This is a genomic window from Sandarakinorhabdus sp., assembly GCF_051860625.1.
Taxonomy (GTDB): domain Bacteria; phylum Pseudomonadota; class Alphaproteobacteria; order Sphingomonadales; family Sphingomonadaceae; genus Sandarakinorhabdus.
Genome location: NZ_JBHYDQ010000007.1, coordinates 63,422 through 90,383, shown reverse-complemented (window position 1 = coordinate 90,383; position 26,962 = coordinate 63,422). Strand labels below are relative to the sequence as shown.

Below are 26,962 nucleotides of genomic sequence, written 5' to 3'. Positions count from 1 at the left end.
TGGCATGGCGGCTTTGCCGAAACCAGGCGAACCGAATTTTCAGGGGTAAGAAACCGATGTCGCTTTCCTTCGAAGGGCGTGTTGCCATTGTCACCGGTGCGGGTGGCGGCCTGGGCCGCGCTTATGCGCTCGATCTGGCGCGCCGCGGCGCCAAGGTGGTGGTCAATGATCTGGGCGGTGCCCGTGATGGCTCCGGCGCGTCGCTGTCGGCCGCGCAGACGGTCGTGGATGAAATCACCGCCATGGGCGGCGAAGCCATGGCCAATGGCGCCAGCGTCACCGACATGGCGGCGGTCGAAAAGATGGTCGCCAACGTCAAGGAACGCTGGGGCCGGGTCGATATCCTCATCAACAATGCCGGCATCCTGCGCGACAAGACGTTCATCAAGATGACGCTGGACGAATTCCGCACCGTGATCGACGTCCACCTGATGGGCAGCGTCAATTGCACCAAGGCGGTGTGGGAACTGATGCGCGAACAGGGCTATGGCCGCATTCTGATGACCACCTCGTCCACTGGCCTCTATGGCAATTTCGGCCAGGCCAATTATGGCGCTGCGAAACTGGCGCTGGTCGGCCTGATGAAGACGCTGGCGCTGGAAGGCGCCAAGTACAATGTGCACGTCAACACCATCGCGCCGCTGGCCGCGACCCGCATGACCGAGGATCTGATGCCGCCGGCCATGCTGGAAAAGATGGGCCCGGAAACCGTGGTGCCGGCGTCGGTCTATCTGGTGTCGGAAGAAGCACCGACCAACGTCGTGCTCAATGCCGGCGGCGGCGGTATCGAGCGCGCCTATGTCACGCTGACTCGCGGCATCCATTTGTCGGCGGACGAAATGACCGCCGAAACCGTGGCAGCGCGCTTTGCCGAAATCAGCGATCGCACTGGTGAAGTCGTGCCCGACAATGGCAGCGCGCAGGCGCAGATGGCGCTCGGCGGCGCGCGCTGATCGAGGAACGCGACCTGGATGCAGCGGTGGCCGCCGGCATATTGGATGCGGCCACCCGCGAACGCCTGGTCCTGTTCACCCGCGATCTGCGGCGCGGCACCGCCGGCGCGGACGAGGAACAATTCCGGCTGCTGACCGGGTTCAACGATATCTTTGCCGCCATCGCGATCGGCTTGCTGCTGGTGGCGGTGGCCACCATCGCCAGCCTGACGTCGCAACTGGTCGCAGCGCTGGCCATCGCCGCCCTCAGCTGGGGCCTGGCCGAATATTTCACGCGGCGGCGGCGCATGGCCTTGCCCAGCATCCTGTTGTTGCTCAGCTTTGTCGGCGCGGTGCTGGCGGCGGCATTGTCCCTCCTGGCCGGCGTGCAGACGATGGTCACCACCGGCGTGCCGACCGCGGCGCTGGTTGCGGCCTGCCTGTGCGGGGTTGGCGCGGCCGCTGTGCATTGGTGGCGGTTCCGCGTGCCGATCACTGTCGCGGCCGGCGCGGCGGCGGCGTCTCTGGCCGTGGTCGGCACCGGCGGCGGCCTGTTCGGCCCGGCATTCGGTCTGGTCGGCGTCGATCTGACCCCGTTCCTGTTCCTGCTGTGCGGCGCCGCTGTGTTCACGCTGGCCATGTGGTTCGACAGCCACGATCCGGCCCGCGTCACCCGCCGGTCCGATGTGGCGTTCTGGCTGCACCTGCTGGCATCGCCGATGCTGGTGCACCCGCTGTTCAGCGGCACGGGCCTGGCCGACAGCGCCGGCGGGCCGGTGGCGGCGATCATCACCGTGCTGGCCTTTGCGCTGCTCACGCTGGTGGCGCTGGCCATCGATCGCCGGGCGCTGATCGTTTCGGCGTTGGGCTATGCGATCTATGCCGTGCAGGCGCTGGTGGGGCAGGGCGGCGATTTCTCGATCGGGTCCAGCCTGGGGCTGCTGATCATCGGGCTGGTGCTGGTACTGCTGTCGGCCGCGTGGCGACCGGCGCGACTGTTGTTGCTGCGGATATTGCCGGCGGATTGGCGGGCGCGGCTGCCGCTGGTCGTCACCTGAACGCTCAGGCTTCGATGGCTTTCACCAGCCGGCGCTCCAGCACCGCCAGCACGCCAGCCAGTTCATGGCCGCGCTTCAGCACGACGCCGCCTTCGCCATACAGCACCCATTCGCCCTGGCGATTGCGCAGCGCCGGGTCCTTCACCAGCCGCGCTTCGGGATTCTCGGCGGCACGGCGGAAGGCGGAAAAACTGGCCTGCTTGGCGCCCAGTTCCAGCGCATAATCGCGCCACAGCCCGGCCGCGACCATGCGGCCATACAGCGACATGATGCGATCAAGCTCGATACGGGTGAAGGCAATCTGGCGAACACCGGGGGTCGCCGGAAGCGGGATGATATTGCTCACGCCGCAAATGTGGCGCGACGGGCGATGCAGGTCAACCGGCCTTCCGGTGCGCTTCCTCGCGGGTCAATTCGTCCAGCCGCGATTTCAGCACCTCGATCTCGCAACGCAGCAGTTCCAGCTTCTGGGTTTCGGGATCGAATTTCTGCGCACATGGCGTTCCATAGGGCATGAACGGCTTCACATAATCCTCGGCCGCCACCACCACCGGGCGCGCCGGGATGCCGACCATCGTCGCGCCCGCCGGCACATCGCGCGTCACCACGGCATTGGCCCCCACACGGGCATTGGCACCAATTGTGATCGGCCCCAGCACCTGCGCGCCGGACCCGATGATGCTGCCATCCAGGATGGTCGGGTGGCGCTTGCCGCCCGCACCGCCGGCCGGATCGGTGCCGCCCAGCGTCACGCACTGATAGATGGTGACATTGTCACCGATCTCCGCCGTCTCGCCGATCACCACAAAGCCGTGATCGATGAAGAAGTTGCGGCCGATGCGGGCGCCGGGATGGATATCGATGGCGGTCAGCAGCCGGCTGACATGATTGACCAGTCGCGCCAGGAAGAAGAAACGCGCGCGGAACAGGCCATGGGCAATGCGGTGAAAGCCCAGCGCCCAGACGCCGGGATAGGTGAGGATCTCCCATCGCGAACGCGGCGCCGGATCGCGCTGCTTCACCGAGTCGAGAAAGGCGATGAGTCCCATGGGCACCTCCCCATGGCTGCAGATAAGCCATGGATTTGAGCGTCGCTTAGCCGCAAATGAAGGAAAAGGCCAGCCACCCTGTGCGGGTGACCGGCCTTACATGTTTTTCATCAATGCGTTCAGAGCGCCGAGTTGTTTGCTGGCGGCGTTACAGCGCCTGCGTTGCCTGCTGGCGGCGTTACAGCGCCTGAAGTGTCCTCGCCACCGCATGCACCACCGCCGCGATGCGCACGGCGGCCTGGATCTTGTCAGCACCCACGCCATGCTGGGCCAGCACCTTGTCATGCGCGTCGATGCACATGCCGCAGCCGTTCACTGCCGACACCGCCAGGCTGTACAGCTCGAAATCGGCCTTCTCGATGCCCGGCGCGCCGATCACGTTCATGCGCAGCTTCGCCGGCATCGTCTTGTAATCCGGCCGCGACGCCATGTAGGTGAAGCGATAATAGATATTGTTCATCGCCATGATGCTGGCGGCGGCCTTGGCAGCGTTCAGCGCTTCGGGCGTCAGCTTGGTCGCCGCTTCGGCTTCGGCCGCCTCGATCAACGGCTTGTGCGCGCAGGCATGGGCAACGGCCACGATGGTGCCCCACTTCTGCTGATCGCTGAGCAATTGCTCGGTCAACAAGCTGGAGACGTTCAGCCGCAGATCCTTGGCATAATCCGGCAAGGTCTTGGCGAGTTCGGAAAAGTTCATCATTCTTCCTTTCCCCTCTGCCAGTCCAGGCGAGGGCTTTCGGTGGAAAAAGGGGAAGGGGCCGCGGCAAAGCCGCGGCTGACGTCGTAGCGGTTCGCGGCGCAAGTGCGCGCCGCGCCCGCCCGGCCGACCTTGCCGGGCGTGTGGATAGCGCGCTGCGCTATCCACACGCCCGGCTGCGGTTCACGCGGCCGGCTTCAGCACGTCCTGGCCTTCGGTCCAGTTGCACGGGCACAGCTCGTCGGTCTGCAGCGCGTCCAGGATGCGCAGCGTTTCGGCCGGGTTGCGGCCGACGTTCAGGCCGTTGACCGTGATGTGCTGGATGACATTTTCCGGATCGATGATGAAGGTGGCGCGCAGGGCGACACCGGCGTCCGGCACCACGATGCCCAGCGCATTGGCCAGCAGCTTGTTGTTGTCGGCCAGCCACGGGAATTCGCAGGCGGCCAGGCGCTCGTCGCTCTTGCGCCAGGCGAAGTGCACGAAATCGGTGTCGGTCGATGCGCCGATCAGCACGGCATCGCGATCGGCAAAATCACCAAGCAGATCGCCATAGCCGATGATCTCGGTCGGGCAGACGAAGGTGAAATCCTTCGGCCAGTAAAACAGGATCTTCCACTTGCCCGGATAGGCCGTGGTGATGTCCAGGGTTTCGCCAGCCGGCAGGGCAGCAACGCCCTGCTGCACCGGCAGAACGAACGACGGAACGGTATCGCCAACAGTGAGCGCCATGAGATATATCCTTTGGTTGCGGAGGTGAAAATCGCTTCAGCAGCACCGCAGCGCTGCCGACGGCTTGCTAGATGCGCCGTCAAGAGATAGAAATCCAATCGATAATATCTCTGTTACAAATCGATTACATCAATGACAGCCTATCAGCCCACCTTGAAACAATTGCAGTATCTCACCGCGCTGCACATCCACGGCCACTTCGGCCGCGCGGCGGAAACCTGCTTCGTCACCCAGTCTACCCTGTCGGCTGGCCTGGCCGAGCTTGAATCGCTGCTCGGCGTGCGGCTGGTGGAGCGCAACCGCCGCGTCGTGCGCTTCACGCCGATGGGCGAACGCGTGGTGGCCAAGGCCTATGCCGTGCTGCGCGAAACCGATGAACTGGTCGGGCTGACGGTGGGCGGGGACAAGCCGCTGGCCGGGCCATTGCGGCTGGGCGTGATTCCCACTGTCGCGCCCTATCTGCTGCCGCGCGTGACGGCACATATCCGCAGCGATTATCCCGATCTGAAACTGCATTTGCGCGAAGACATGAGCGGCCCGGCCACCGAGGCGCTCAGCCGTGGCATGCTCGATGCCGTGCTGCTGGCGCTGCCGTGGGACACGCCGGGCCTTGCCGTGATGCCCTTGTTCGAAGACCCGTTCTTCCTGGTGTTTGCGCCGGGCGATCTGCCCGATCCGCCGCCGGCCGTGGCGCCCGATTCGATCGATTCCGATTCCCTGCTGCTGCTGGAGGATGGGCATTGCCTGAAGGACCAGGCGCTGTCCGCCTGCGGCCGGCCTGAACTGCGCGCCGATCCCGCCCACCGCGGCACCAGCCTGATCACGCTGGTCCAGATGGTGGCCGGCGGGCTGGGGCAGACATTGGTGCCGAAACTGGCGCTGGATGCCGGCATCCTGGCCGGCACCAATCTGATTGCGCGGCCCGTGTCGGGCGATGCCTCGCGCACGCTTGCCCTGGTCTGGCGGCAGGGCTCCCCGCGCGAAGCCGAATTCCGGCTGCTGGGCGAATCGATAATGGCAGGATTGGCGCTGGCGTGAGCCGCCGCTATGCTGAAGACAAGACATGACGGGGAGAGTGGAATGAAGGCTGTATTGTGCGTGGAACATGGGCTCCCGGAAAAACTGGTGGTCGCCGATGTCGCGCTGCCCGAACCCGGCAAGGGCCAGGTGCGGATCAGCGTCAAGGCCGTCGGCGTCAATTTTCCGGACACGCTGATCATCCAGAATCTCTATCAGTTCAAACCATCCCTGCCATTCAGCCCGGGTGGTGAATGTGCCGGCATCGTCAGTGCCATCGGCGAAGGCATCACCGATATCGCGATCGGCGAATTCGTGATCGCGATGACCGGCCATGGCGCCATGGCCGAGGCCGTGATCGCCAATCGCGGCCAGGTGGTGAAGATGGCGCCGGACATGCCGTTCGACATCGCCGCCGGCTTCACCATGACCTATGGCACCAGCCATCACGCCCTGAAACAGCGCGCCAATCTGCAGCCCGGCGAAACGCTGCTGGTGCTCGGCGCCGCCGGCGGCGTCGGCCTGACGGCGGTGGAACTCGGCAAGGTGATGGGCGCCAAGGTCATCGCGGCGGCCTCGTCGGATGAAAAGCTGGACCTGTGCCGCCAGATGGGCGCTGACGAGGTCATCAACTACGCCACCGAAGACCTGAAGGACCGCATCAAGCAATTGACCGGCGGGCGCGGGGCGGACGTGATCTATGATCCGGTCGGGGATCGCTTTGCCGAGCCGGCATTTCGCGGCATCGCCTGGAACGGCCGCTATCTGGTGGTCGGCTTTGCCGCCGGCGCCATCCCGGCGCTGCCGCTCAACCTGCCGCTGATCAAGGGCGCCAGCATCGTCGGCGTGTTCTGGGGCGCCTTCACCCAGGCCGAACCGGCGCTGCACCGCGAAAACATGGAAGAATTGCTGCGTTGGTACGCCGAAGGGAAATTGCGGCCGCACGTCTCGCGGCATTTCCCGCTGGCCGAAGGCGCCCAGGCCATCCGCTGGATGATGGACCGCAAGGCGCTGGGCAAGGTCGTGCTGACAGTTTGAAATGTTCAGGGCCGGGTGGGCGGCCAACATCGGGGGAAACGGGCCATGACGCTGAGAGATGTTTATCCGCTGTATGTCGCCAACCGCGCCGAACAGCCCAACACCGATCTGGTCGTCACCGACAAATATACCGGCAAGCCCGCCACCCGTGTCGCCATGGCCGATGCTGCTACCATCGATCGCGCCATTGCCGCGGCCGTGGCCGCCGCCGAACCGATGGCGCGCATGGCCAGCTATGAACGCCAGGCCGTGCTCGCCCACTGCGTCACCCGCTTCACCGAACGCTTCGAGGAACTGGCCTATGCGCTGTGCATCGAGGCGGGCAAGCCGATCCGGGATGCGCGCGGCGAAGTCGGCCGGCTGATCGACACGTTCCGCATCGCCGCCGAAGAAAGCGTGCGGATGACCGGCGAAGTGCAGCCGCTTGATATCTCGCCGCGTGCGAAGGGGTATCAGGGCATGTGGAAACGCGTGCCGATCGGGCCGTGCAGCTTCGTGTCGCCGTTCAACTTCCCGCTCAACCTCGCCGCGCACAAGATCGCGCCGGCGATTGCGGTCGGCTGCCCGTTCGTGATGAAGCCGGCCAGCCGCACGCCGCTGGGCGCCATCATCATCGGCGAAGTGCTGGCCGAAACCGATCTGCCGCCCGGTGCCTTCGCCATCCTGCCGGCGCACCGCGATGGCGCGGACCTGTTCACCACCGATGATCGGCTGAAACTGCTCAGCTTCACCGGCTCGCCCGATGTCGGCTGGGATCTGAAGGCACGCGCCGGCAAGAAGAAGGTCGTGCTGGAGCTTGGCGGGAACGCCGCAGTCATCATCATGCCCGATGCCGATCTCGATGATGCCGCCGATCGCACCGTGTTCGGCGCCTTCTATCAGTCCGGCCAGTCGTGCATCGGCGTGCAGCGCATCCTGGTGCATGATGCGGTGTACGACGCGTTCAAGGCCAAGCTGGTCGAGCGCACTGCCAAACTCATCGCCGGCGACCCGCGCGAGGAAGCCACCTTCGTCGGCCCGATGATCGACGTGAAGGAAGCCACCCGGCTGGACAACTGGATTCAGGAAGCGGTGGCCGGCGGCGCCAAACTGCTGTGCGGCGGCCAGCGCGAAGGCGCCATGCTCGCCGCCACGCTGCTGGAAGATGTGCCACGCAGCGCCAAGCTGAACACCGAGGAAGCCTTTGGCCCGGTGGCGTTCTTCGCGCGTTTCCACGCGTTCGACGAAGCGCTGGACATGGTCAACGACAGCAAGTTCGGCCTGCAGGCCGGCATCTTCACCCGCGACCTGTTCCACATGCTCAAGGCCTGGGACACGCTCGATGTCGGCGGCGTCGTGATCAACGATGTGCCGAGCTACCGCGTCGACAACATGCCCTATGGCGGCGTGAAGGACAGCGGCCTGGGCCGCGAAGGCGTGCGCTTCGCGATGGAGGACATGACGGAAATCCGCAATCTGGTGATCAGGCGGCGACCACAGGATTTCTGATCGCATCGCTGCGCCGCCGCTCCCATCTTTCCCCGGCCCGGCCATCCTGCTAGGAGGCCATCATGCCCCGTTTCCCCCGCGCCGCTCTCCTGTCGCTCTCCGCTCTGGCGCTGCTGTCGGCCTGTGCCAATGGCGGCGGCGGCAAGGCCAAGAAAGACCAGCGCTATATCGCGCAGGATGTCGAAACCCTGTACAGCGCCGCCCGCCAGACGCTGGACAAGCGCCAGTATCGGCTCGCGGCAGCGCAATTCGATGAAGTCGAACGGCAGCACCCCTATAGTGTGTGGGCGCGCCGCGCGCAGTTGATGTCATCCTTTTCCTATTATGTGTCAGGCGACTATCAGGAAGCCATTGGTGCCGCACAGCGCTTCCTGTCGCTGCACCCCGGCAGCCGCGAGGCACCCTATGCCTATTACATGGTCGCCTTGAGCTATTACAATCAGATCATGCCGGTGAACAAGGATCAGAAGATCACCCAGCAGGCGCTCGATGCGCTGGGCGAACTGGTCCGCCGCTATCCCAACACCGATTTCGCTGCCGATGCCCGGCTGAAGATCGATCTGGCCCGCGATCACCTGGCCGGCAAGGAAATGGAAATCGGCCGTTTCTATCAGGGCCAGGGCCTGCAGCTAGCGGCAATCACCCGTTTCCGCAACGTGATCGACAATTTCGACACGACCAGTCACACGCCCGAAGCCCTGCACCGGCTGGTCGAATCCTATCTGGCGATGGGCATCCCGGAAGAAGCGGTGAAGGCGGCCGCCGTGCTGGGCAATAATTATCCCGCCTCGAAATGGTATGATCGCAGCTATAAATTGGTGCAGCGTTTCGTGCCCGAAGCGGCCAAGAAAGCGGCCTGATGTTGCTGGTCACCATGATCACCGCCGGCTGTTGCGGGCTGATCTTCCTCGGGCTGACCTGGGGGGTGGTCGCCCGCCGCGTGTCGGGCAAGATCATGATCGGTGACGGCGGCGACGCGCAGATGCTGCAACGCATCCGCGCCCATGCCAATTTCACCGAACATGTCCCGCTGATCCTGATCCTGATGGCTGCGGTCGAACTGGCTTCCGGCCATGGCTCGCCGCTGTTGTGGGGCGCCGGCGGCCTGTTGGTGGTGGCGCGCATCGCTCATGCCATCGGCATGATGCGGCCGTCACCCAATCCATTCCGCGCGGTTGGCGCCCTGGCGAGCTGGCTGCTGATATTGGCGCTGTCGCTCTGGGCGCTGTGGCTCGGCCTCGCCCCACGGTCCGGCCCCACCGACTTCATCTGAGACGCGGCCTGTCCTACACGCCGAAATTGGCGTTATACTGGCCAGCACGCGGCAGCGGCGGGTAAACTATTGGCACGAATTGGCGGATAAACGTGCCAATAGATCTGCAAAAGGGTAACTTTGATCACCTTGTAAAGCACAATTGTTGGGAATCAGGCCAGCATCCGGTCCGAAACAAAGGCGTTGGCCTGGCGCTCGCGGCCAAAGGTGCTCATCGGGCCATGGCCGGGCACGAACGCCGTGGCATTGCCCAGCGGCCATAATTTGCCGGTGATCGACGCGACCAGATCATTGAAATTGCCACGCGGAAAATCGGTGCGGCCGATGCTGCCCTGGAACAGCACATCGCCGACAATGGCCAGATTGGATGGGGCATGGTGGAACACGACATGGCCGGGCGTATGGCCGGGGCAGTGATAGACATCGAACACCAGATCACCCACCGTCACCTGGTCGCCATCGTCCAGCCAGCGATCCGGCGTGAAGGCTTCGGCACCGGGCACGCCATAGGCCGCGCCCTGCGCCGGGTTCATGTCGATCCAGAATTTGTCGTCGCGGTGTGGGCCTTCGATCGGCACGGACAATTGCCGCGCCAGCACTGCGGTCAGCCCGCAATGATCGATGTGGCCGTGGGTGACGAGCAGCTTTTCGATGGTGACGCCGCGGCTGGTGGCTTCGTGCATCAGCCGATCGAGATCGCCGCCCGGATCGGTGAAGGCGCCGCGCATCGTCTTGGTGCACCACAACAAGGTGCAATTCTGCTGCAGCGGCGTGACGGGGATGATGACGGCCTGAAGCGGAGCGTTGGTCATGCCTGCCTGTGTGCCGTGTGGCGCCGGCCAGTGCAAGCCGCACAAAAGCATGGAGGAGATGCCGTGACATCGCCAGCCTGCAATGTTAGTCACATTTCTCCTTCGCCCGCGCGAACATGATCAGACATTAGGAATGCACCCGGATGCAGCAGACCAGCAGCATGTTCGCCAGTTGGCGGCAGGACGTGCCCGCCTCGATCGTGGTGGCGCTGGTGGCGCTGCCCCTGTGCCTGGGCGTTGCGCTGGCTTCGGGTGCGCCGCTGATGTCGGGCATGGTTGCCGGCATCGTTGGCGGCATCGTGGTTGGCGCACTCAGTCGCTCACCGCTGTCCGTATCCGGGCCGGCGGCCGGCCTGACCACGATCGTGCTGGCCGCGATCACCAACCTGCCCAGTTTCGAAGCCTTTCTGATGGCGGTGGTGCTTGCCGGGGTGTTGCAATTGCTGTTTGCCGTGACCCGCGGCGGGGTGATTGCCGAATTCGTGCCCGGCGCCGTGATCACCGGCATGCTGGCGGCGATCGGCCTGATCCTGATCCTGAAACAGGTCCCGCACGCCCTGGGCTATGATGGTGATCCCGAAGGCGATATGCGTTTCTTCCAGCCGGATGGGGAGAACACGTTCACAACGCTGATCCGGGTCATCAACGAGGATTTTCTGTGGGGCGCGGCGATCATCGCCGCCGTCAGCCTGGCCTTCCTGTTCTGGTGGGACAAGGCCAAGCCCAAGGACGGCCCGCTGAAACTGATCCCCGGCCCGCTGGTCGTGGTGCTGTTCTCGGTCGCAGCCAATGAATTGTTCCGCCAGTTCGCGCCGGATTTTGCCATAGAGGCCAGCCATCTGGTGCAGGTGCCGGTGTCGGCGACGCCGTTCGATCTGGTCGATCAGATTCGTCTGCCGGATTTTGGCGCCATCACCAATGGTGCCGTGTGGACAACGGCGCTGACACTGGCGATCGTGGCCAGCCTGGAATCCCTGCTGTCGGTCAAGGCCGTCGACGAGATCGATCCCAAGCGCCGCATTACCGACAAGAACCGCGAACTGATGGCACAGGGGATCGGCAACATGACATCGGGGCTGCTCGGCGGCCTGCCAGTCACCTCGGTGATCGTGCGATCCTCGGCGAATGTGGAATCCGGTGCCGATTCGAAATTGTCCACGATCCTGCACGGCATATGGCTGCTGCTGGGGCTGGCGATCATTCCGGGCATCCTCAATCTGATCCCGCTGTCGGCGCTGGCGGCAATCCTGATCGCCACCGGCTATAAACTGGCCAAACCGGCGCTGTTCGTGCAGCGTTACAAGCAGGGCATCAGCCAGTTCATCCCGTTCGTGATCACCGTCGTCGCCATCCTGCTCACCGATCTGTTGGTCGGCATCGGCATCGGCCTGGCGGTGGGCATGGGCTTCGTGATCTGGCGCTCGACCGGCAATATCGTCACCTATGTCGAATATGGCGGCACCGAAATGGTGCGGGCGCGGCGCAACCTGTATTTCATGCACAAGCCGGCGCTGCAGGAGGCGCTGGGGCGCGTACCGGATGGCAGCACCGTGCTGATCGATCTTTCCGCCACATCCTATGTCGATCTGGATTGCATCGACATCATCAACGGGTTCGTGCGCGGGGCCGCCTTCCGCAATATCGAAGTGCGGGTGCGCCCCGATCACAGCCATCGCGCCGCCAGTTTGATCAATGCCCCGACCACCCGCGCCCGCGCGACCTGAGGACTATTTGGCATGAAGGAAATTGATCAGCTTCTGTTGTCGAACCGGGCGTGGGCGGCCGAGATGCTGCATGAAAACCCCGAGTTTTTTCAACGCAATGTCAATCTGCAGCGCCCGGCGTTCCTGTGGATCGGCTGTTCCGACAGCCGGGTGGCGCCGGACCAGATGACCCAGGCGCTGCCCGGCGGCCTGTTCGTGCACCGCAATATCGCCAATCTGGTCTATCCCACCGATCGCAACCTGATGGCCGTGCTGCATTATGCGGTGAACGTGCTGGAAATCGCCCATGTGGTGATCTGTGGCCATTATGGCTGTGGCGGGATCCAGGCCGCGCTGGATGGCACGGTGGAAGGCCCGATCGCCGATTGGCTGGACCATGCCTATCAGGTGCTGAACGATCACCGCGCCGAAATCGAGGCGCTGCCGCCGGGTGAAGAGCGGGTCAACCGGCTCGTGGAGGTCAATGTGCGCGACCAGTTGCTGCATCTGGCCGGCACGGAACCGGTGCAGTCGGCCTTTGCAGCCGGCAAGCCATTGACGCTGCACGGCTGGGTGTATGATCTGCGCGATGGCCATATCAAGCCGTTGATGCGCATCGATGCCGATACCGTGCTGGCCGAACTGCCCCAGCCGGAACGCGTGCTGCTGTAACGAAACGGGGCCGCCGGTGGTGCCGGCAGCCCCGTTGGTTGTTGCTTATTTGGCGGCGATTACCGTCAATTCGACCAGGAACTGCGGGCCGGCCAGCGCGGCGATTTGCATGGTGGTGCGGGTGACGGTGGTCGGGTTTTCGGCGGTGCCGAAGAACTCGGCAAAGCCGGCGTTGAAGCCGGCGAAGTCCATCTTGCCGTCCATGCCGGGCGCCGCCACCAGATAGGCGTCCATCCGCACGATATCCTTCATCGTGTAACCGGCGGCTTCCAGTCGCGCCTTGATGTTCTTCAGCGTGGAGATGGTCTGGGTCTTGGTGTCACCATATTCCTTGCCGCCTTCCGTGGTCGGCGATGCCAGCGTGCCCGACAGATACAGGGTTTCGGCAGTGGCCTTCACCTTGGCAGCGGTGAGGATGCGGCCGCCGGGCGGGCCGATCTTCTCGACATTCTGGGCAGCGGCGGGCGCGGTCAACGCCAGGGCCAGACCGGCCGCAGCGAGGGTGAAATATTTCATGGGGTGATCCTCCGGTTGGTTGAAACGGCAACGGGCGGCAGGATTGCCCTGCCGCCCGTGCTTGGCAAGCGATAATGCTGCCCTGGCGTGGTTAGAAGCGAGCCGAACCGCGCAGGTACCAGAAGCCGCCCAACTGACCAATCGGTGCAAAATCGTTGTAGATCGAACCGTTGGCCGCGCCGCCCGTCGCCGGGAAGATGTTGCGGGTTTCACGGGCCGGGAAGGTGCCCAGCAGGTTCTGCGCACCCACCGCGATGCGGAAGCGCTCCTGGAAGGTCACACCCACTTCAAGGTCGATGCTGGCCTAAGCGCCAAACCGCCTGGAGAAGGGGTTGGGATAGAGGGCCTGGGCTTCGGCCAGCGTGTTTACCCCCACGCTCGGCGTCGGACCAATCCCGCCGGTGATCGGATCGAAGAAGCTGGTGAAGCTGCCGAAATAGTTCACCCGCCCCGTCGCATCGAAGATCCCGTTGCGATAGTTGGTGGACAGCACCCCGCGCCAGCGCGGCACGCCGCCTTCGATGTTGCCAACACGAACATCGTCAACCGGCCGGAAGTTGTTGAGCACCCGCCCGCTGGCCAGCGTGCCGTTGATCACCGTGCGGTCAGTCACCTTGGTGCGGTTGTAGTTGACCGCGAGGCTGGTGTTGAAACGACCGATGCCGGTGTCTGCCTTGTGCTGGATCACCAGATCGACACCCTGCGTGCGGGTGTCGAAGGCGTTGGTGAAGTAACGCACCGCACCCAATTCCGCCGCTTCGGCAATGCCTTGCGACAACAGGAACTGTGCGTCGGTCTGGCCATTGGCATTGACGATGTTCGGGTTGATCAGCCCCGAAATGCCGATGCGGTCACGCACGCTGACGTTGTAATAATCCAGGGTGACGTTGAAGCCGCCACCCGGCTGCAAGACCAGGCCGCCCGAGAAGCTGGTCGACTTTTCCGGCGACAGCGGCTGGGCAAGGTAGAATTGGCCGATCGGGCTGTCCGGCCGTGCGGTCTGCACGCCCAAGGGCGCCGTCGAGCCGAACGGGAAACCTGTGGTCAGGTTCTGGGTGAACTGCTGACCGGGGGTCGGCGCGCGGAAGCCGGTCGATGCGGCGCCGCGGATGGCGATTGCTTCGTTGAACGCATAGCGCGCACTGATCTTGCCGTTGAACGTGTCGCCGAAGTCGTTGAAATAATCGTAACGCGCGGCAACGCCGACATCAAAGCCCTCCACCGGTGTGGCTTCGAAATCGAGATAGGCCGAATAGTTGTTGCGGCCGCCTTCGGTCACCGATGCCGGGCCAAAGCCCTGGAAGCCGTTGGAGCCGGGCAGCACGGTTTGGTTGCGCACGAACGCCGGATCGGATGCGCCCGGGGTTCCGCAGCGCACGGGCGCGCCGGCGAGCGTACACTGGAACAGCCGCTGCGAGGCAAACGGGCCGACCTCCCACGACGCGCGGTCGCCAAGGCCGACTTCGAAGGCTTCGCGGCGAGCTTCAAAACCCCAGGCAATGAACAGCGGCTTGGCAAAACCGATTTCGGCTTCAGTGCTGAAATCGGCATTCAGGTTGAATTCGCGCTGCACGAACTTGCCCATGTAGAAGCTGGTCGGCGTGGCCGGGCCCAGCGAGGCGTTCACCGTGTCGCTCATGAAATAACGGATCTGGTTGGTGCCATACATCATGGAGACATCATATTTGATGCCGAATTCCGCGCCCTTCAAACCACCGACGATGCCGATGTCTTCGTTGGTGGCTTCGAAGAACGGGATGAAGCCGTTGCCGAACGTCGGGAAGCGGGTGTCGTTGAACAGATTGAAGGTGGCGCCGTTCACGTCCCATTGCGGACGCCCCTGCGCATCGAAGCCGATGCGATCCAGGAACACCGGCGGGATGGCGCGACTAGTGGTAGTCGTACCCGGACGGCCCGCGATCGGATCGTGGGTGGTGGTGACGGGGGCACGATAGTTGAAATCATTGCCCTGCCGCTGCCAGCCATAGTTGGCAAAGGCATAGAAGGTCACGTCACCGGCCGGGATTTCGGTATTGATGGTGGCACGGTAGGCGCGGTTTTCCGGGCCGCCCAGCCGGTTGCCGGTCGGCTGATCGGGCGTGATGCCCAGCGCCGCCAGCGGCGCGATCGCCGGACGGTTCACGGAACGATCAAACACGTTCTGATCAATGAATTCGCCGGTGACGTTCAGGAACCCGCCATCATCACCCAGCTTGGTGCCGTAGAAGGCGGAAAGCTGCGTGTCCTGGCCGTCGCCGCGGTAGGACTGGCCATAGCGTGCCGTCAATTCAAGACCGGTGTCACGGCGCAGGCCGATGTTGATCACGCCGGCGATGGCATCCGAACCATATTGCGCGGCGGCACCGTCACGCAGCACTTCGATGCGGCCAACGGCGGGGCTGGAAATCTGCGAAAGATCGGCGCCCTGGGCGCCGGCGTTCAGCGCGCCACCGGCGACCTGCACCAGCGCGGAGCGGTGCATGCGCTTGCCGTTGATCAGCACCAGGATCTGGTCGGCCGGCAGGCCGCGCAGGGTCGGCGGACGCACGAAGGCCGAAGCGTCGCCGAGCAGGTTGCGCTGCTGGTTGAAGGACGGAACCAGCGTTTGCAGGATCGTCTGCAACTGCGGCGCGGGTTGCGCCTTGAAATCGTCGGCGGTGAACACGTCGATCGGCACGGCGCTTTCGGCGACGGTGCGGTCGGTCCGGCGGGTACCGGTGACGATGATCGTCGAATCTTCCTTGTTTTCGTCAGCGACAGCCGTGGTCGACTGATCATCGGCATCCGCTTGCGCGGCCAGTGCCGGAACGGCCATGCCAGCCAGCATCATGGCCAGCACGGAGGTAGCCAACTTGAAGTCGCCCGTCCGGGCCATTTTTTTGTTTTGCATCATGTCAGTCCCCTGGTTTCCAAATTCGCTTGCCGATTGATCCTCAAGCCGTGGTGCATCCGCTCCAGCCAATCCGACCGCCTCAGGCTGCACGCACGCAGCCCATCCGCTGGCAATATTCGCCGAATTTCACGCAACACACCCAGCCGCCAAAGCCTGCACCAGACTGTGGCTTGCCTCTTCAAGCGTTCAACCGTCGCTTCACGACATACGCTATTTGTGCACCGGCAAAATTGTCGGCTGGCCTGTTGCCGTAATGTAACAGGTGTCAGGCGCGGCGTTCGCGCAATAGTCTGTGCGTCAAACCGTCACTCAGCGCAGCAAAAGTGGTTTGTGCATCGGCACGAACGGCACGTCGATGTTGCCGCAATCAAGCGTGACCGTGGGCGCAGCGTGATAGCCATGCGCCGCATAGAACGGCACCCCCGGCAGTGTGGCCATCAACTCGGTCCGGGCAAAGCCCGCCGCCGCCGCGGCAGTTTCGCACGCCTGCAGCAACGCTGCGCCAACGCCGCGCCGCGCCGCGTGTGGCGCCACGAAAAAGGCGCGCACCTTGGCCGCATCAACGGCCTGGTCGAGCAGACCCGATTGGCGTCCCGCATAACGATCACCGCCGAACAGCGTGGCGCGTCGGCTCCAGCCGCCACAGCCGGCGATGCCATCCGTGCCTTCAGCAACGAGGTAGGTGCCATCGGCTACCAATTCGCTATCCACACCAAATACATGCGCAATGGCCGCCTCGGTTTGCGCGGGCGAATAAAAGCCCTGACTCAGCGCGCGGGCCGATGCGGCTATCAATATCTCGAGCGCAGCCACTTCACTGGCGCGTGCCGGGCGGATGGTAATCAGAGCAGTCATTTCGTCTCCATTTGCCGTCGTGAGTAGTCACGCTCAATTCGTGATCTCATGCAAGTGCTGGCACGTGAACTGTCAAATAAACGGAACCTTTTGTAAAACTATTTCAGCTATCCCCGACTCGCCGGGCTCCCGGCCACTGGTCGCTGTCAATGGCGTTACAGAAAGGTTGCGGTTTCCGCCATGCGTAGCAAGTTGCGTAGCTTAAGAGCCGGCTGGACCGTGGTAGGCGACCGCCGCGCGTCGGCAGCGTTCGAGTTCGCGCTGATTTTGCCGGTGTTCTTGTTGATGATGTGCGGCACGCTGCAGTACGGCGTGCTGTTTTATACTTGGAACGTGGCGTTGAATGGCGCACGCAACGCCGCCAGAGCGCTGGCGGTGGGCCGTGTCGACGAAGCCGGCGCCGAAGCAATGATGATCGCAGCCTTGCCGCCCTGGGTGACAGCCCAGCCAAGTGCTTCACCAGGCGACGATGACGGCGACCGCGATTGCGGCAAGGGCAATGGCGATTCCGCCGATACCGGCGGCTATGGCCCGGGCGGCTGCGGGGCAGGTAACGGAAATGGGAATGGCAACGGCAACGGGAATGGCAATGGCAATGGCAGTGGCGGCAACGATGATTGTGGCGCGTCGGGGGGCAATGGCATCGATGCTGAAGCCATCGATGCCGTTGTCGGCGGAGACGTGACTGCCAGACTGAGATTTTCTTCGCAGCGCGCCACAGTCTTGCCGCTGGCACCCATGCCGGACAATGTTTCGGTGGTTGTCACCATGGTCAAGGAAGCATGATGAGCCCTTTCCGCCAGTTCATCAGCGGCAAGGCCGGCAGCATTGCGCCGATCTTTGCCCTGGCCTTGCCGGTTCTCACCGCCGGCGTCGGCTTTGCGGTCGACGGCGCGTCAATCCGGTTGGCGCAAGCGCAACTGCAAGTTGCGGCCGATGCCGCCGCTGCCGCCGGCGCGCGAAAGCTCGATCCCGGCAGCGACCCCACAGTGGAAGCGCAGCGCGTGGCCGGACTCAATCTGCCGGCAGACAGTTATGGAACGGTGCTGGCTGGCAGCGACGTGCAGGGCGGCACCTGGAATGCCACCACCGGGGCTTTCACTGCGGGCACCAGCAACCGCAACGCCGTGCGCATCACCACCCGGCTGGCCGATGCAAACGGGAATGCCCACCGGTTGGTGTTCGGCAGCATTCTTGGCATGAACAGCATCGATCTGTCGGCATCGGCGACGGCCCTGTGCCCGTCGCATCCGTCCTTGTCGTTGATCAGCAACAATATTCCGGGGCGCACGGCCGTCGTGACCATGGGCAACCCCTGTTCGGCCGGTTCGGGTCACACCGGCACTTGCTATTGGGCGACCCCTGATGGCAATCCGATTGTCCGCGTCGACAACTGGAACCCCGGTGTCACGACCATCACCATCCGCATCACGTCGCCGTCGCAGCATGCCGGCACATTCGAATTCACCGCTCCGGCTGCCGGCCAATTCTGGGTTGTGGTCCCCAATGTGCAATTGAACCCGGCGTTGCCGGGCCAAAATGCGACGAACATCGTTTTTCGCGTGCAATCGTCCAGCCCGACGGTGCCGCCAAATCGCATCAATTTGGGCGGCACCGCGACCTACAACAACCGGCTCAACACCTCCGCGACATTGCCCGGCACCGCGCTTTGTGCCTTTGGCGCGACGGCGGCAGCCTCGCGCATCGTGCGCTGAGGCTCAGGCGCGATACTGGCTGCGGCCATCCACGACGGTTTCGACGATATTGATATCCTTGATCCTGTCAGCCGCGATTGTGGTTGGATCATCGGCCAGCACGACATAATCCGCCAATTTGCCGGCGGTCAGGCTGCCCTTGATCGCCTCCTCCTTCGCTGCCCAGGCGCCGTTCAGCGTGTTGATGCGGATCGCCTCCATCACGCTCACCTGTTGGTTGGCGCCCCAGGTTTCGCCGTTCCAGCCGGTGCGGGTCACCATGCCCTGAATGCCCATCATCGGCGCGAACGGGCCGGGCGAAAAATCGCTGCCGGCGCAGGCCTTGATGCCGGAATCGATGAAGCTGCGATAGGCCATCGACCAGCGCATCCGCGCCTCGCCATAATATTTGAACTTGTCGCTGTTGTAATAATTATAGGTCGTAAAGCCCGCCGGCACCGCGCCCAGCGCCGCCATGCGTTTCAGGATATCCGGGTTCACCAGCGTGCAATGGGTGATCTTGGGCCGCAAATCGCGGGGCTTGTGCCGGGCAACGGCCTTTTCGAACGCACTGAGCACCATGGCGATCGCGACATCGCCGTTGGCATGGCAATTGGGCTGGATGCCGGCGGCGACCACCTTGTCCACCCAGGCATCAAGTACATCCTGCGGCTCGGTGATGTTGCCGCTGTAGGGCGGGTTGCTGCCTTCATAGGGCGTCGAAAGCGCCATGGTGCGTTCCGAAAAACTGCCATCGGCGGTGTGTTCGGCGGTGGCGCCCAGTCGCACCCAATCATCGCCAAAGCCGGTTTTCAGGCCCGCCGCGATCATCTGATCGACAAACGCGCCTTGCGCTTCATAGCTGACCCGGTGCTTGAGATTGCCGGCGGCGCGCACATCCTGGATGGCCGCCAGATCGCCGCCCTGGTGATGCACGCCGGTCAGGCCATAGCGCACGAAGGATTCGGAGATATGGGCGATGCCGGCCCGCGCCCGCTGCGCGCGGTCGGCGGCAGCGATGGTCGTGGCCGGGCCGGCGCTGCGGACGACGCGCATCGCGGTATCGGTCACGCGGCCATTCAGGCGGCCGTCCGGGAAGCGATCGAAGGTGCCGCCCGGCGGGTTGGTCGCCGCTGCCGTGATGCCGGCCAGCGCAAACGCCTTGCTGTTGTAGAAATCGGTGTGGCCGCCGCGGTGATGCACGGCAACCGGGTGATCCTTGCTCACCTGATCGAGATCATCGATGGTCAGGCTGCGGCCGTCCTTCAGTTTGGTGTCATCGTGGAAATAGCCTTCCACCCAATGGCCGGGCGGGGTCTGCGCGGCGCGGGCGCGCAATTTCTCGATGATCGAGGCAATGGTGACGAACTCCACCTCGAACGGATTGCCGACCAGCACATCATACAGCAGCACCTCGCCGCGGGCGTGATTATGGCAATCGATGAAGCCGGGCACCACGCAGGCGCCTTTCAGATCGACCAGCCGTGTGGCCTTTCCCGCCAGGCCGCGCACGCTGTCATCGCCCACCGCCATGATGCGCCCGGCCTTGATCGCCATGGCGGCGGCGCGCGGCCTGGAATCGTCCATGGTGATCAGCCGGCCATTGTAGAGGATCGTATCGGCATCGCGTTCCTGCGCAGCGGCGCGGGCGGCCCAACCGGCCCACAGCGGGGCGGCCATGGCGGCGGTGATGACGCTGCGGCGGCTGGTGTCCATGATCATGGCTGGTTCCCCTTGCGGCCATGGTCGCCGAGGTGGCGGCGTGGTGCAAGGGGGTTCGAGTTTTGACACATTTGCCGAATCCGGCGGGATTGGCGCTTGATTACATTGAAATATCCGGCGGATGCCGGACCCGGTCGGTGCAGCGGCCAAGGCACTGAAGCGGTCATGAGGCTGCCTTTACCGCGAAAATATGGTTGTAGGACAGGCCGTCCGGCGCAAAGGGCCGGCTGGCCGATCCTTCCCAATACGCCAGTTTTGCATGCCGGTGCCGGGGCCCACAGTGCAGCCGCGCAATCGGAGGACAAGCCAATGGATTTTTCACTGCCCGAAGATCTGAAGGCCTATCTGGCCGAGCTGGATGGGTTCATCGCGGCCGAGATCAAGCCGCTGGAGAACCAGGACGACAATATTCGCTTTTTCGATCATCGCCGCGAATGGGCGCGCACCGATTTCGAAAATGGCGGCCTGCCGCGCCATGAATGGGAATTGCTGCTGCGTGAAGCCACGATCCGCGCCGACAAGGCCGGGCATTGGCGTTTTTCGGCGCCGAAGAAATATGGCGGCAAGGATGGCAGCAATTTGTGGATGGCGGTGATCCGCGATCATTTCGCTGCAAAGGGCCTGGGGCTGCATAATGATCTGCAGAATGAACATTCGATCGTCGGCAATTTCCCGTTCGTTGCCATGTTCGAAGCCTTTGGCACGCCGGCCCAGCAGGAGGAGTTCATCCTGGGCGGCTTTGCGCGGCAGCGCATCACCGCCTTTGGCCTGACCGAGCCTGACCACGGATCGGACGCCACCCACATGGAAACCCGCGCCGTGCCGGAAACCCGTGATGGCGTGGATGGCTGGCTGATCAATGGCGAGAAGATGTGGACGACCGGCATGCATGTCGCCACCCATTGCGCCACCTTCTGCCGCACCAGTGGCAACAATGGCGCGGCGCGTGGCATCAGTTGTTTCCTGGTGCCGACCACCACGCCAGGGCTGAAGATCGAGGAATATCTGTGGACGTTCAACATGCCCACCGATCACCCGCGCGTCAGCTTCACCAATGTCTGGGTGCCGGACGACACGCGGCTTGGACTTCCTGACCAGGGACTTTCGCTGGCGCAGAGCTTCGTCCACCAGAACCGCATTCGCCAGGCGGCATCATCGCTGGGCGCCGCCACCTTCTGCGTGGAGGAAAGCGTGCGCTATGCCCGGACGCGCAAGCCATTTGGTGAGGCACTGTCGAAGAACCAGGCCATCCAGTTCCCGCTGGTGGAACTGGCGACCCAGTGCGAAATGCTGCGGCTGATGATCTACAAGACGGCGTGGGACATGGATCACATGCCGCACGAAGCCATCGAGAGCCAATTGTCTGACAAGATCAGCATGTGCAATTATTGGGCGAACCGGCTGGTGTGTGAAGCAGCCGACCGGGCCATGCAGGTGCACGGCGGCATCGGCTACAGCCGGCACAAGCCGTTCGAGCATATCTATCGCCACCACCGCCGCTATCGCATCACCGAAGGTTCGGAGGAGATCCAGATGCGCAAGGTGGCCGCCTATCTGTTCGGCTATCTGGGGCCGCGCAAGCAGTTGTTTGCCGATCTGTAAGGACCGAAAATGACGATACTTGCCGCCCGCATCGGTGCGCTTGCCGATACCATCGCGTTGCCCGACCCCGGCCCGATCGACGCTGGCGAGGCGCGCTTCGTGATCGAGCATTTCGCGCTGACCGCCAACAATGTCACCTACGCCGTGCATGGCGAGGATTTCGGTTACTGGCGCTTCTTCCCGGCCCCCGAGGGGCACGGCATCGTGCCGGTGTGGGGCTTTGGCCGCGCTGTGGAAAGCCAGGCCGATGGCATCGCGGTGGGCAGCCGCTGGTTCGGCTATTGGCCGATGGCAAGCGAAGCCGTGCTCACGCCCGTGCAGATGTCGGCCCATGGCTTTACCGACGGCGCGCCGCATCGCACCGGCCTGCCGCCGATCTACAACCGCTACAGCCCGGCCAGCCCGGCGTGGGGCGATGAGGCCTTGCAGTGTCTGTTCCGGCCGCTTTATGCCACCAGCTTTCTGATTGATTGCCTGCTGGCCACCCGGCCGGTCGATACGCTGCTCTTGTCGTCGGCGTCGTCCAAAACCGCGCTTGGGGTCGCCCAGGCCGCTAAGGGACGCCAGCGTGTGGTCGGCCTGACGTCGGCCAGCAACCGCGCCTTTTGCCTTGGCACCGGCTATTATGATGAGGTCTTCAGCTATGATGACATCAGCAGCGTGCCTGGCGATGCCATCGCCTATGTCGATTTTGCCGGCCATGGCGGCGTGCGGACCGACGTGCACACTTTGTTGGCCGACCGCCTGACCGAAAGCCATATCGTGGGCGACACCCACTGGCAGCAGCCCAATGCCGCCAAATTGCCTGGCCCGGTGCCGAAACTATTCTTTGCGCCGACGGTCGGTCAGGAACGGGTCGCACAATGGGGCCAGGCTGGTTACGAAGCGAAGTTGAACGCGGCCTGGGCCGGCTTTGCCGACACGCTTGGTTGGTTGCAGGTGGAACGGGTGACCGACGCCGATCATGTCGCGGCGGCCTGGGCACGCCTGGTGCATGGGCAGATCGATCCGGCTGTCGGGATTGTTGCCAGCCTGTAACCGTTCAGCTTCGTGCAAGCTGTGTGGTGGCATTCACCCGCTTGACTGCGGGACTGGCACAGAAGGGAACATGGACAACGTGTCACAATCGTCTCCCTCTTGAGCAATAACCGCAGCACGCGTAAGACCGCGCCGTCGCTCGTTCATGTTGGGCGCGGCGTGTTGGACAAGACTGGCGTTGCCCTTTCAATTGGCCGCCGAACCAAGGGGATTTGATGTGAAGATTCTGGGTTTTGTTGCTGCCGCCATGGTGATCGCTGCTCCGGCCGCCGCCAAGGAAATCACGGTCAAGATGCTGAACAAGGGTGCCGAAGGCGCCATGGTGTTCGAACCGGCCTTCATCAAGGCTGCGCCGGGCGACACCGTGAAGTTCCTGGCCACCAATCCGGGCCACAATGCCCAGACGATCCCGGGCATGCTGCCGGCTGGCGAAGCCGAGCAGAAGGGCGCGATGGGCAAGGAATTCGTGCTGAAGGTCGGCAAGCCCGGCATCTATGGCATCAAGTGCCTGCCGCATGCCTCGATGGGCATGGTCGCCGTGGTGCAGGCCGGCAACGGTCCGTCGGCCAATCTGGCTGAAGCCAAGGCCGTGAAGCTGCCGCCGCTGGCCACCAAGCGCATGACCGCCTATCTGGCGCAGGCCAAGTAAGTTTCTTTCCCGCTGGATGAACGGCCGGGGCGGCGACGCCCCGGCCGTTTTCGTTTTGGGAGTGGGGCTTGCGTCCTACAACCCCGCCGCCGCCAGCATGGCAGAAGCGCCTGCCTCTGCATCATCGCTGCCAGCACGGAAAAACGCGAACAGTTCACGTGCCGTGCCGTCCCCCGCCGGTGCGATCACCGCTGCCGGCCTGTTCGCGAACTCGGCCGCATCCACCAGAACCGCCAGCGCGCCATCGCGCGCACACAGCCGCACCACATCGCCGTCGCGCAGCCGCGCGATCGGTCCGCCGGCCATGGCCTCCGGCACCAGATGGATGGCGGCTGGCACCTTGCCCGAGGCGCCGGACATGCGGCCATCCGTCACCAACGCCACCTTGAACCCGCGATCCTGCAACACGCCCAGTGCCGGCGTCAGCTTGTGCAGTTCCGGCATGCCATTGGCTTGCGGACCCTGGCCGCGCACCACCACCACCACGTCACGATCAAGTTCGCCAGCCTTGAAGGCGGCCAGCACGCTGTCCTGATCGTCAAACACCCGCGCCGGCGCCTCGACTGTCCAGCGCGATTCCTCCACCGCGCTGGTCTTGAAGATGGCGCGCCCCAAATTGCCCTGCACCAGCCGCATGCCGCCATCGGGGCGGAACGGATCGCTCACAGGCCGCAGGATCGTCTCGTCACGACTGGCCGGCACGTCCTGCCAGGCCAGCGCGTCGCCATCCAGCACCGGCTCGCGGGCATAGTCAGCCAGCGTCTCGCCGCCAACGGTCGGGATCTCGCCGTGCAACAGCCCGGCCTCGATCAATGTGCGGATCGTGAAGCCGATGCCGCCGGCCGCGTGAAACTGGTTCACATCTGCCGCCCCGCCCGGATAGACGCGCGCGATCAACGGCACCGCGGCCGATAATTCGTCGAAATCCTGCCAGTCGATGGCGATGCCGGCGGCGCGAGCGATGGCCGGCAGATGGATGGCGTGGTTGGTCGACCCGCCCGTCGCCAGCAGGCCGACGATGGCATTGACGATGGCGCGTTCATCCACACACACGCCCAGCGCGCGCTCGCCGGATGCGCCCAGCGCCGCGAGCCGGTGCATCGCCGCGCGATTGAGCGCGGTGCGCAATCCCGTGCCGGGATTGACGAAGGCGGCGCCCGGCACATGCAGGCCCATCACCTCCATCATCATCTGGTTGCTGTTGGCGGTGCCATAGAATGTGCAGGTGCCGGGGCTGTGATAGCTGGCGCTTTCGGCCTCCAGCAGTTCGGCCTTGCTGGCCTTGCCTTCGGCAGCGAGCTGGCGGATGCGCTGTTTCTCCTTGTTGGGCAAGCCGGTTGGCATCGGCCCGCCCGGCACGAACAGCATCGGCAGGTGGCCGAACCGCAGCGCACCAATCAACTGGCCCGGCACGATCTTGTCGCAGATGCCGAGCAGGGCAACCGCCTCGAACATGCCGTGCGACAGCGCGACCGCCGTGGCCAGCGCGATCGCATCGCGGCTGAACAACGACAATTCCATGCCGACCTGGCCCTGGGTGACACCGTCGCACATCGCCGGCACGCCGCCGGCCACCTGCGCGGTGGCGCCGACTTCGCGGGCGAACAATTTCAGTTGCGGCGGATATTGGCCATAGGGCTGATGGGCCGACAGCATGTCGTTGAACGCCGTGACGATGCCGATATTCACGCGGGCGCCGGCCTTGATGACGCCCTTGTCATCAAGCGCTGCCGCAAAGCCGTGGGCGAGGTTGGAGCAGGACAGGTTGGTCCGGTTCATCCCGGCGTCGCGCTGGCTGTCGATCAGATCCAGATAGCGGCGGCGGCTGGTGCGGCTGCGTTCGATGATGCGTGCGGTCACGCAGGCGATGGTGGGGTGCAGATTCGTCATCGCCGCAAGGTAGGCGTTCCGGCGGCATTTGTTGAGGCCTGCCCTACACCCGCAAGCGTGCAAAGCGTCGATCGCGCAGGATCGCCCGCGCCGCATTGTGGCCGGGCGCGCCGGTGACGCCGCCGCCGGGATGCGCGCCGCTGCCGCACAGATAGAGGCCGGGGATCGGCATGCGGTGATCGCCGTGCCCCAGTACCGGGCGCGCGGCCCAGAGTTGATCGAGGCTCATGCGGCCGTGGAAAATGTCACCGCCAACCAGGCCGAACTTGCGTTCGAGATCGAGCGGCGAGTGGATTTGCCGGGCGATGATGCTGGCCTTGAAATTGGGGGCATGGGCGGTGACCGTGTCGATGATCAGATCGGCGACGGTTTCACGCACAGCGTCCCAGCTTTGGCCATCAGGCAATATCGGCGCGAACTGCTGGCAGAACAGGCTGGCGACATGGGCGCCCGGCGGCGCCAGCGTGTCGTCGAGCGTGGAGGGGATCAGCATTTCCACGATGGGTGCGCGCGACCAGCCGTTGGCTTTGGCATCGGTGTAGGCGCGGTCCATGTAATCCAGCGATGGCGCCATGATGATGCCGGCGCCGTGATGGTCGCCCGGCCCCGGCAGCACAGCAAAATCCGGCAATTTCGACAGCGCGACATTCATCCGGAACGTGCCCGATCCGGTGGCGTAGCCATCCATGGCGCGGGCAAAATCGGCGGGCAGGGCGGCCCGGTCCACCAGCCGCCCGAACAGCAGCGCCGGGCCGACATTGCTGGCCACCACCCTGGCCTCCAGCACGCGGCCGTCGGCCAAGGTCACACCGCAAGCGCGACCGCCGGCAATGTTGACGCTCGCCACCGGCTGCTCCAGCCCGATGGACACGCCGGCCGCCGCACACGCCTTGGCCATGGCCTGGGTGATCGCGCCCATGCCGCCGATGGCATGGCCCCAGGCGCCCTTCACGCCGTTCGTCTGCCCGAACACATGGTGCAGCAACACATAGGCCGATCCCGGCGTGCCCGGACTGGCGAAATGGCCGACGATGGAGTCGAACCCAAGTACCGCCTTGATCGGGTCACTTTCAAACCAGCCATCCAGAAATTCGCGGGCAGACCGCGTGAACAGCGCCAGCAGATCGCGCTGCTCGGCCACGTCCAGCCCGGTGAGCGGCCAGCCCTGCACCGCCAGCGCCGCCAGCCCTTTCAACCCGCGGCCCGGTGGGATCATCAACGCCAAGCGCCGCAACTGGTCGGCCAGCCGTTCCAGTCGCGCTTCATAGGCGGGCAGGGCGGCGGCATCGCGGGCGGAAAAGCGCGCCACCTCGGCTTGCGTCTGCCCGGCGCCAATTTTCAGATAATCGCCCGCCAGTGGCAGGAAATTGCCAAGCGGCCGCGGCACGATGCGCAGGCCATGATCGGCCAGGCGCATGTCGGCCATCACCCGTTCCTGCAGCAGCGACACGGTGTAGCTGGCACTGCTGTTGCGGAAACCCGGCGCGAATGCCTCGGTGACACAGGCGCCGCCGACGATGGCGCGCGCCTCGCAGATGTGCACCTTCTGGCCGGCGCGGGCCAGATACCAGGCCGTCACCAGGCCATTGTGGCCGCCACCGATGATGATCGCATCGTATCGCATGGCACCGG

General features: G+C 64.3%; 26 protein-coding genes. 14 read left to right on the top strand and 12 right to left on the bottom strand.

What is annotated here, in order from left to right:
- Positions 1-56: 56 nt before the first annotated feature.
- Together ACTIEZ_RS08340 and ACTIEZ_RS08335 are read left to right on the top strand one after the other, a co-directional pair.
- Complete coding sequence (locus tag ACTIEZ_RS08340) at positions 57-953, top strand: SDR family oxidoreductase (RefSeq protein WP_439546206.1); 897 nt, start codon at positions 57-59, stop codon at positions 951-953.
- A gap of 26 nt (positions 954-979) precedes the next feature.
- Positions 980-1,990 carry a hypothetical protein gene (locus tag ACTIEZ_RS08335; RefSeq protein ID WP_439546205.1) on the top strand — a complete coding sequence of 337 codons (1,011 nt, stop codon included), beginning with the start codon at positions 980-982 and terminating at the stop codon, positions 1,988-1,990.
- A gap of 4 nt (positions 1,991-1,994) precedes the next feature.
- Here the strand turns inward: ACTIEZ_RS08335 and ACTIEZ_RS08330 are convergent, their stop codons facing one another.
- The 4 genes from ACTIEZ_RS08330 to ACTIEZ_RS08315 all read right to left on the bottom strand — a co-directional run bounded on the left by ACTIEZ_RS08330 (position 1,995) and on the right by ACTIEZ_RS08315 (position 4,468).
- Positions 1,995-2,336: a DUF2794 domain-containing protein gene (locus ACTIEZ_RS08330; protein WP_439546204.1), complete on the bottom strand. Its 342-nt coding sequence runs from the start codon at positions 2,334-2,336 to the stop codon at positions 1,995-1,997.
- Between the two features lie 31 nt (positions 2,337-2,367).
- On the bottom strand, positions 2,368-3,039 hold the full coding sequence (gene epsC / locus ACTIEZ_RS08325) for a serine O-acetyltransferase EpsC (RefSeq protein WP_439546203.1): 672 nt from the start codon (positions 3,037-3,039) through the stop codon (positions 2,368-2,370).
- Between the two features lie 178 nt (positions 3,040-3,217).
- Entirely contained in the window at positions 3,218-3,736 is a 519-nt protein-coding gene (locus tag ACTIEZ_RS08320) for a carboxymuconolactone decarboxylase family protein (protein WP_439546292.1), read from the bottom strand.
- A gap of 183 nt (positions 3,737-3,919) precedes the next feature.
- Positions 3,920-4,468 carry a peroxiredoxin gene (locus ACTIEZ_RS08315; protein ID WP_439546202.1) on the bottom strand — a complete coding sequence of 183 codons (549 nt, stop codon included), beginning with the start codon at positions 4,466-4,468 and terminating at the stop codon, positions 3,920-3,922.
- 132 nt (positions 4,469-4,600) lie between these two features.
- Between ACTIEZ_RS08315 and ACTIEZ_RS08310 the strand changes: the two genes are divergently transcribed.
- From ACTIEZ_RS08310 to ACTIEZ_RS08290, 5 genes are all read left to right on the top strand, one after another.
- Positions 4,601-5,506 carry a hydrogen peroxide-inducible genes activator gene (locus tag ACTIEZ_RS08310; RefSeq protein ID WP_439546201.1) on the top strand — a complete coding sequence of 302 codons (906 nt, stop codon included), beginning with the start codon at positions 4,601-4,603 and terminating at the stop codon, positions 5,504-5,506.
- A 42-nt stretch (positions 5,507-5,548) separates the two neighbouring features.
- Positions 5,549-6,523, top strand: a complete 975-nt coding sequence (locus ACTIEZ_RS08305; protein WP_439546200.1) for an NADPH:quinone oxidoreductase family protein — start codon at positions 5,549-5,551, stop codon at positions 6,521-6,523.
- Between the two features lie 45 nt (positions 6,524-6,568).
- Complete coding sequence (locus ACTIEZ_RS08300) at positions 6,569-8,011, top strand: aldehyde dehydrogenase family protein (protein WP_439546199.1); 1,443 nt, start codon at positions 6,569-6,571, stop codon at positions 8,009-8,011.
- Positions 8,012-8,073: 62 nt separating this feature from the next.
- Positions 8,074-8,871, top strand: a complete 798-nt coding sequence (locus ACTIEZ_RS08295; RefSeq protein WP_439546198.1) for an outer membrane protein assembly factor BamD — start codon at positions 8,074-8,076, stop codon at positions 8,869-8,871.
- A complete protein-coding gene (locus ACTIEZ_RS08290; protein WP_439546197.1) occupies positions 8,871-9,284 on the top strand; it encodes an MAPEG family protein in 414 nt (137 codons plus the stop codon). The genes ACTIEZ_RS08295 and ACTIEZ_RS08290 overlap by 1 nt, the downstream gene beginning before the upstream one ends.
- Positions 9,285-9,436: 152 nt before the next feature.
- Here the strand turns inward: ACTIEZ_RS08290 and ACTIEZ_RS08285 are convergent, their stop codons facing one another.
- Entirely contained in the window at positions 9,437-10,096 is a 660-nt protein-coding gene (locus tag ACTIEZ_RS08285; protein ID WP_439546196.1) for an MBL fold metallo-hydrolase, read from the bottom strand.
- Between the two features lie 143 nt (positions 10,097-10,239).
- Here ACTIEZ_RS08285 and ACTIEZ_RS08280 point away from each other — a divergent pair, with 143 nt between their 5' ends.
- Both ACTIEZ_RS08280 and ACTIEZ_RS08275 read left to right on the top strand, forming a co-directional pair.
- Positions 10,240-11,820, top strand: coding sequence for a SulP family inorganic anion transporter (locus tag ACTIEZ_RS08280; RefSeq protein WP_439546195.1), 1,581 nt, complete (start codon positions 10,240-10,242; stop codon positions 11,818-11,820).
- Positions 11,821-11,832: 12 nt separating this feature from the next.
- The gene (locus ACTIEZ_RS08275) at positions 11,833-12,471 is read left to right on the top strand and encodes a carbonic anhydrase (protein WP_439546194.1); all 639 of its coding nucleotides are present in this window, start codon (positions 11,833-11,835) and stop codon (positions 12,469-12,471) included.
- A 45-nt stretch (positions 12,472-12,516) separates the two neighbouring features.
- Here the strand turns inward: ACTIEZ_RS08275 and ACTIEZ_RS08270 are convergent, their stop codons facing one another.
- From ACTIEZ_RS08270 to ACTIEZ_RS08255, 4 genes are all read right to left on the bottom strand, one after another.
- On the bottom strand, positions 12,517-12,987 hold the full coding sequence (locus ACTIEZ_RS08270; protein ID WP_439546193.1) for a Rid family hydrolase: 471 nt from the start codon (positions 12,985-12,987) through the stop codon (positions 12,517-12,519).
- A 91-nt stretch (positions 12,988-13,078) separates the two neighbouring features.
- Positions 13,079-13,267 (bottom strand): hypothetical protein, encoded by a 189-nt coding sequence (locus tag ACTIEZ_RS08265; protein ID WP_439546192.1) that lies wholly within the window; start codon positions 13,265-13,267, stop codon positions 13,079-13,081.
- A 24-nt stretch (positions 13,268-13,291) separates the two neighbouring features.
- Positions 13,292-15,862 carry a TonB-dependent receptor plug domain-containing protein gene (locus ACTIEZ_RS08260; RefSeq protein WP_439546191.1) on the bottom strand — a complete coding sequence of 857 codons (2,571 nt, stop codon included), beginning with the start codon at positions 15,860-15,862 and terminating at the stop codon, positions 13,292-13,294.
- Positions 15,863-16,189: 327 nt separating this feature from the next.
- Positions 16,190-16,735 (bottom strand): GNAT family N-acetyltransferase, encoded by a 546-nt coding sequence (locus tag ACTIEZ_RS08255; RefSeq protein WP_439546190.1) that lies wholly within the window; start codon positions 16,733-16,735, stop codon positions 16,190-16,192.
- A 180-nt stretch (positions 16,736-16,915) separates the two neighbouring features.
- On the opposite strand from ACTIEZ_RS08255, the gene ACTIEZ_RS08250 reads away from it, so the two are divergent.
- Together ACTIEZ_RS08250 and ACTIEZ_RS08245 are read left to right on the top strand one after the other, a co-directional pair.
- Positions 16,916-17,521, top strand: a complete 606-nt coding sequence (locus ACTIEZ_RS08250) for a TadE/TadG family type IV pilus assembly protein (protein WP_439546189.1) — start codon at positions 16,916-16,918, stop codon at positions 17,519-17,521.
- Positions 17,521-18,450, top strand: a complete 930-nt coding sequence (locus tag ACTIEZ_RS08245) for a pilus assembly protein TadG-related protein (protein ID WP_439546188.1) — start codon at positions 17,521-17,523, stop codon at positions 18,448-18,450. The genes ACTIEZ_RS08250 and ACTIEZ_RS08245 overlap by 1 nt, the downstream gene beginning before the upstream one ends.
- Positions 18,451-18,453: 3 nt before the next feature.
- Here the strand turns inward: ACTIEZ_RS08245 and ACTIEZ_RS08240 are convergent, their stop codons facing one another.
- Positions 18,454-20,151: an amidohydrolase gene (locus ACTIEZ_RS08240; RefSeq protein WP_439546187.1), complete on the bottom strand. Its 1,698-nt coding sequence runs from the start codon at positions 20,149-20,151 to the stop codon at positions 18,454-18,456.
- Positions 20,152-20,460: 309 nt separating this feature from the next.
- On the opposite strand from ACTIEZ_RS08240, the gene ACTIEZ_RS08235 reads away from it, so the two are divergent.
- From ACTIEZ_RS08235 to ACTIEZ_RS08225, 3 genes are all read left to right on the top strand, one after another.
- Entirely contained in the window at positions 20,461-21,753 is a 1,293-nt protein-coding gene (locus ACTIEZ_RS08235) for an acyl-CoA dehydrogenase family protein (protein WP_439546186.1), read from the top strand.
- A gap of 9 nt (positions 21,754-21,762) precedes the next feature.
- Complete coding sequence (locus ACTIEZ_RS08230; RefSeq protein WP_439546185.1) at positions 21,763-22,791, top strand: DUF2855 family protein; 1,029 nt, start codon at positions 21,763-21,765, stop codon at positions 22,789-22,791.
- A gap of 247 nt (positions 22,792-23,038) precedes the next feature.
- Positions 23,039-23,440, top strand: a complete 402-nt coding sequence (locus tag ACTIEZ_RS08225; protein ID WP_439546291.1) for a pseudoazurin — start codon at positions 23,039-23,041, stop codon at positions 23,438-23,440.
- Positions 23,441-23,515: 75 nt separating this feature from the next.
- Here ACTIEZ_RS08225 and edd read toward each other — a convergent pair whose 3' ends face one another.
- On the bottom strand, positions 23,516-25,330 hold the full coding sequence (edd, locus tag ACTIEZ_RS08220) for a phosphogluconate dehydratase (RefSeq protein WP_439546184.1): 1,815 nt from the start codon (positions 25,328-25,330) through the stop codon (positions 23,516-23,518).
- A 43-nt stretch (positions 25,331-25,373) separates the two neighbouring features.
- Positions 25,374-26,954 (bottom strand): phytoene desaturase family protein, encoded by a 1,581-nt coding sequence (locus tag ACTIEZ_RS08215; RefSeq protein ID WP_439546183.1) that lies wholly within the window; start codon positions 26,952-26,954, stop codon positions 25,374-25,376.
- Between the last annotated feature and the right edge of the window lie 8 nt (positions 26,955-26,962).

What these genes read in the sequence shown, in the direction of transcription:
- ACTIEZ_RS08215 (WP_439546183.1), bottom strand. Translation starts at nt 26,954, where the DNA reads ATGCGATACGATGCGATCATCATCGGTGGCGGCCACAATGGCCTGGTG.
- ACTIEZ_RS08280 (WP_439546195.1), top strand. Translation starts at nt 10,240, where the DNA reads ATGCAGCAGACCAGCAGCATGTTCGCCAGTTGGCGGCAGGACGTGCCC.
- edd (WP_439546184.1), bottom strand. Translation starts at nt 25,330, where the DNA reads ATGACGAATCTGCACCCCACCATCGCCTGCGTGACCGCACGCATCATC.
- ACTIEZ_RS08250 (WP_439546189.1), top strand. Translation starts at nt 16,916, where the DNA reads ATGCGTAGCAAGTTGCGTAGCTTAAGAGCCGGCTGGACCGTGGTAGGC.
- ACTIEZ_RS08300 (WP_439546199.1), top strand. Translation starts at nt 6,569, where the DNA reads ATGACGCTGAGAGATGTTTATCCGCTGTATGTCGCCAACCGCGCCGAA.
- ACTIEZ_RS08260 (WP_439546191.1), bottom strand. Translation starts at nt 15,862, where the DNA reads ATGGCCCGGACGGGCGACTTCAAGTTGGCTACCTCCGTGCTGGCCATG.
- ACTIEZ_RS08320 (WP_439546292.1), bottom strand. Translation starts at nt 3,736, where the DNA reads ATGAACTTTTCCGAACTCGCCAAGACCTTGCCGGATTATGCCAAGGAT.
- ACTIEZ_RS08295 (WP_439546198.1), top strand. Translation starts at nt 8,074, where the DNA reads ATGCCCCGTTTCCCCCGCGCCGCTCTCCTGTCGCTCTCCGCTCTGGCG.
- ACTIEZ_RS08305 (WP_439546200.1), top strand. Translation starts at nt 5,549, where the DNA reads ATGAAGGCTGTATTGTGCGTGGAACATGGGCTCCCGGAAAAACTGGTG.
- ACTIEZ_RS08290 (WP_439546197.1), top strand. Translation starts at nt 8,871, where the DNA reads ATGTTGCTGGTCACCATGATCACCGCCGGCTGTTGCGGGCTGATCTTC.
- ACTIEZ_RS08255 (WP_439546190.1), bottom strand. Translation starts at nt 16,735, where the DNA reads ATGACTGCTCTGATTACCATCCGCCCGGCACGCGCCAGTGAAGTGGCT.
- ACTIEZ_RS08245 (WP_439546188.1), top strand. Translation starts at nt 17,521, where the DNA reads ATGAGCCCTTTCCGCCAGTTCATCAGCGGCAAGGCCGGCAGCATTGCG.
- ACTIEZ_RS08310 (WP_439546201.1), top strand. Translation starts at nt 4,601, where the DNA reads ATGACAGCCTATCAGCCCACCTTGAAACAATTGCAGTATCTCACCGCG.
- ACTIEZ_RS08275 (WP_439546194.1), top strand. Translation starts at nt 11,833, where the DNA reads ATGAAGGAAATTGATCAGCTTCTGTTGTCGAACCGGGCGTGGGCGGCC.
- ACTIEZ_RS08315 (WP_439546202.1), bottom strand. Translation starts at nt 4,468, where the DNA reads ATGGCGCTCACTGTTGGCGATACCGTTCCGTCGTTCGTTCTGCCGGTG.
- ACTIEZ_RS08235 (WP_439546186.1), top strand. Translation starts at nt 20,461, where the DNA reads ATGGATTTTTCACTGCCCGAAGATCTGAAGGCCTATCTGGCCGAGCTG.
- ACTIEZ_RS08225 (WP_439546291.1), top strand. Translation starts at nt 23,039, where the DNA reads ATGGTGATCGCTGCTCCGGCCGCCGCCAAGGAAATCACGGTCAAGATG.
- ACTIEZ_RS08340 (WP_439546206.1), top strand. Translation starts at nt 57, where the DNA reads ATGTCGCTTTCCTTCGAAGGGCGTGTTGCCATTGTCACCGGTGCGGGT.
- epsC (WP_439546203.1), bottom strand. Translation starts at nt 3,039, where the DNA reads ATGGGACTCATCGCCTTTCTCGACTCGGTGAAGCAGCGCGATCCGGCG.
- ACTIEZ_RS08230 (WP_439546185.1), top strand. Translation starts at nt 21,763, where the DNA reads ATGACGATACTTGCCGCCCGCATCGGTGCGCTTGCCGATACCATCGCG.
- ACTIEZ_RS08240 (WP_439546187.1), bottom strand. Translation starts at nt 20,151, where the DNA reads ATGATCATGGACACCAGCCGCCGCAGCGTCATCACCGCCGCCATGGCC.
- ACTIEZ_RS08270 (WP_439546193.1), bottom strand. Translation starts at nt 12,987, where the DNA reads ATGAAATATTTCACCCTCGCTGCGGCCGGTCTGGCCCTGGCGTTGACC.
- ACTIEZ_RS08285 (WP_439546196.1), bottom strand. Translation starts at nt 10,096, where the DNA reads ATGACCAACGCTCCGCTTCAGGCCGTCATCATCCCCGTCACGCCGCTG.